Genomic DNA, 3,404 nt, shown 5'->3' with positions numbered 1-3,404 from the left:
AAATCATGGACGGTCGTATCGCCAACCCGCCCAAGGGCAAGGAGGACCGCGACCTGCTCGACGTGCTGGTCTCGATCAAGGACGAGGAAGGCAACCACCGCTTCACGGCCAACGAGGTCACGGGCATGTTCATCTCTCTGCTGTTCGCGGGCCACCACACCAGCTCGCGTACCTCGTCGTGGACGTTGATCGAGCTGATCCGCCACCCCGAGATCTACGCCGAGGTGCTGGCCGAGCTCGAGGAGCTCTACGCGGACGGGCAGGAGGTCAGTTTCCATGCGCTGCGCCAGATTCCGAAGCTGGACAACGTCGTCAAGGAGACGCTGCGACTGCACCCGCCGCTGATCATCCTCATGCGAGTGGCGCAGGGCGAGTTCGAGGTTCAGGGCTTCCCGATCCACGAGGGCGACTTCGTCGCGGCGTCGCCGGCGATCTCGAACCGAATTGCGGAGGACTTTCCCGACCCCGATGCGTTCAACCCCGACCGCTATCTGAAGCCGCGCCAGGAAGACCTGGCGAACCGCTGGACGTGGATCCCCTTCGGCGCGGGCAAGCATCGCTGTGTCGGGGCGGCGTTCGCGCAGATGCAGATCAAGGCGATCTTCTCGGTGCTGTTGCGCGAGTACGAGTTCGAGATGGCCCAGCCTGCCGAGAGCTACCGCAACGACCACTCGAAGATGGTCGTGCAGCTGGCTCAGCCGGCGAAGGTGCGTTACCGCAGGCGAGACCAGCGCGGCTAGAGGGGCAAGAGGATCAGTGATGGGCTGCTACCGCGTCGAACTCGACGAAGACCTGTGCCAGGGCCACGCGATGTGCGAACTGGAGGCGCCGGACGTGTTCGCGGTGCCCAAACGCGGCGTCGTCGAGATCCTCGATTCAGAGCCACCCGACGACATCCGCGAGGACGTCGAACGGGCGATCGAAATGTGTCCCACCCAAGCGATTTCCCTTACACAGAAAGAGGACTGACAATGGCGTCACGCGAACAACTCGACGACTGGGTCGCCCGTTGGCTCAAGGCCAACCAGGACTCGGAGGCGGCCGGCGACTGGAAGAACCTGGCCGACTTCTACACCGAGGACGCCACCTACGGCTGGAACATCGGGCCGAAGGAAGACGTGATGTGCGTCGGTAAGGACGAAATCCGCGACGTCGCGCTCGGTTTGGAAATGGAAGGTCTCGACAATTGGGTCTACGAATACCAGAAGGTACTGGTTGACGAGAAGCAGAACGAGATCGTCGGGTTCTGGAAGCAGATCGTCAACAAGACCGACGGCACCCAGGAGGAGATCTACGGCATCGGCGGCAGCTGGTTCCGCCTCAACGACGATCTGCTGATCGAATGGCAGCGGGACTTCTTCGACTTCGGGCACGTCGCGTACATGTTCGGCAAGCTCATCGGGTCCGGCGACCTCAGCGATGGCATGCAGAGGCGTATCGAGCGTTCCGTGGCTGGCGAGAAGCTGCCCGGCTACTACCCGCTTGGGCAGAGCCCCGTTCCCATCTGGTGAAGAGCTCCCTACCGAGCAGTTGCTTGGGGGTGCTCGTGACGCATCTAACTAATGGTTCTAGTCTGGGCTGATTGGCTCTAGCGGAAGGCACGTGGAGATGAAGACAAAAGGCGCTCTCATCTGGGAGTTCAACAAGCCGTGGTCCATCGAGGAGATCGAGATCGGCGATCCCGTCAAGGACGAGGTCAAGATCCAGATGGAAGCATCTGGCATGTGCCATTCCGACCACCATCTGGTCACCGGAGACATCCCGATGGCGGGTTTCCCGGTACTCGGCGGCCACGAGGGCGCGGGCATCGTGACGGAGGTCGGCCCCGGTGTCGAGAACGTGGCCGTCGGCGACCACGTCGTGCTGTCGTTCATTCCGTCGTGTGGCGAGTGTCCGTCGTGCCAGGCCGGACTGCGCAACCTCTGCGATCTCGGCGCGGGTCTGCTCGGCGGCCAGGCGGTCTCCGACGGCACGCACCGCATCACGGCCAAGGGTGAGCCCGTCTTCCCGATGACCCTGCTCGGCACGTTCAGCCCCTACATGGTCGTGCACAAGAGTTCCGTGGTGAAGATCGATCCGTCGATCCCCTTCGAGGTCGCTTGCCTGGTGGGCTGCGGCGTCACGACGGGCTACGGCTCGGCCGTCAAGGCGGGCGACATCCGCCCCGGCGACGACGTCCTGGTGATCGGTGTCGGCGGCGTCGGCATGTCGGCGGTGCAGGGCGCGGTCAACGCAGGCGCTCGGAACCTCTTCGTCATCGAGCCCGTCGAGTGGAAGCGCGACGCAGCGCTGAAATTCGGTGCGACGCATGCCTACCCGGACACGGACTCCGCGTTCGCGGGTATCGCGGAGGTCACCCACGGCCTGATGGCCAAACAGGTGATCGTGACGGTCGGCGAGTTGAAGGGCGCGGACGTCGATACCTACGTCAACCTCACCTCCAAGGGTGGCACCACGGTGCTGACCGCCATCGGCAGCCTGCTCGACACCAACGTGTCGCTGAACCTGGCGATGCTGACGCTGATGCAGAAGCGCATCCAGGGCACCATCTTCGGTGGCGGCAACCCGCACTTCGACATCCCGCAGCTGCTGTCGATGTACAAGGCGGGCCGGCTCAACCTCGACGACATGATCACCCGGCAGTACCAGCTGGAGCAGATCAACGACGGCTACAAGGACATGCTCGAGGGCCGCAACATCCGCGGCGTCATCCGCTACACCGACGCCGATCGGTAGAACCGTGTCGGCCGAGATCGCCCAAAAGTCGCCCGCGCTGGCCGCTTCGCACGCGTCGTGGGAGTGCGTGCAGGCAGGTGACCGCGAGGGATGGCTGGCCTTGATGGCAGACGACGTGCTGATCGAGGATCCCATCGGCACGTTCGCCACCAACCCCGACGGCAACGGCGTGCGGGGCAAGGAGGCCGTCGGCGCGTTCTTCGACCAGACCATCGCGATCAGCAAGGCCACGATCACCTGCCAGGAGACGTTCCCGTCGAGCTCGCCGCACGAGGTCGCACACATCTTGGTGCTGCACAACCAGTTCGAGGGATTCAGCAGCGAAGTGCGCGGCGTGTTCACCTACCGTGTCAACGACGCGGGGCTGCTGACCAACCTGCGCGGCTACTGGAACGTCGATGTCATGAAGATCGAGCAGGCGGAGAAGAGCTGAGCGAGCTAGCCGGCCGCGGTGCCGTCGTCGTCGGCGGCTCCCGCGGCATCGGGCTCGCGGTCGCGGAGCTCCTCGCCTCGTTGGGCGCGGGCGTCGTCGTCAATGGGCGCGACGCGACGGCCGTCGAGGGAGCCGTCGCACGCGTCGGGCACGGGGCCATCGGGTTTCCCGGATCACCGGCGGACCCGGCCGTCGCCGACGCGCTAATCAACTCGTGCGCAACCGAATTCGGGCA

At 64.5% G+C, this 3,404-nt stretch carries 5 protein-coding genes and 1 pseudogene; all 6 read left to right on the top strand.

Annotated elements, in window-relative coordinates; translation table 11 throughout:
- Positions 1-740 (top strand): annotated as a pseudogene (gene cyp51 / locus QOD90_RS16805) (lanosterol 14-alpha demethylase); the annotation flags it as partial.
- Positions 741-759: 19 nt separating this feature from the next.
- Positions 760-969, top strand: coding sequence for a ferredoxin (locus QOD90_RS16800; RefSeq protein WP_526351674.1), 210 nt, complete (start codon positions 760-762; stop codon positions 967-969).
- 2 nt (positions 970-971) lie between these two features.
- Positions 972-1,511 (top strand): nuclear transport factor 2 family protein, encoded by a 540-nt coding sequence (locus QOD90_RS16795; RefSeq protein WP_526351672.1) that lies wholly within the window; start codon positions 972-974, stop codon positions 1,509-1,511.
- 97 nt (positions 1,512-1,608) lie between these two features.
- Positions 1,609-2,736, top strand: a complete 1,128-nt coding sequence (locus QOD90_RS16790; RefSeq protein WP_526351670.1) for an NDMA-dependent alcohol dehydrogenase — start codon at positions 1,609-1,611, stop codon at positions 2,734-2,736.
- Between the two features lie 4 nt (positions 2,737-2,740).
- Positions 2,741-3,169, top strand: a complete 429-nt coding sequence (locus QOD90_RS16785; protein WP_526351668.1) for a nuclear transport factor 2 family protein — start codon at positions 2,741-2,743, stop codon at positions 3,167-3,169.
- The coding region (locus tag QOD90_RS16780) for an SDR family NAD(P)-dependent oxidoreductase (protein ID WP_526351676.1) at positions 3,166-3,404 on the top strand (239 nt) is incomplete at its 3' end. The genes QOD90_RS16785 and QOD90_RS16780, both read left to right, overlap by 4 nt.

The sequence above is a fragment of the Mycobacterium sp. genome (assembly GCF_032161845.1).
Lineage (GTDB): Bacteria > Actinomycetota > Actinomycetes > Mycobacteriales > Mycobacteriaceae > Mycobacterium.
This window is presented reverse-complemented; position numbering and strand designations above follow the sequence as displayed.

Bases quoted from the DNA above. Each gene is read 5' to 3' on its own strand.
- QOD90_RS16800 (WP_526351674.1), top strand. From the start codon at position 760: ATGGGCTGCTACCGCGTCGAACTCGACGAAGACCTGTGCCAGGGCCAC.
- QOD90_RS16795 (WP_526351672.1), top strand. From the start codon at position 972: ATGGCGTCACGCGAACAACTCGACGACTGGGTCGCCCGTTGGCTCAAG.
- QOD90_RS16790 (WP_526351670.1), top strand. From the start codon at position 1,609: ATGAAGACAAAAGGCGCTCTCATCTGGGAGTTCAACAAGCCGTGGTCC.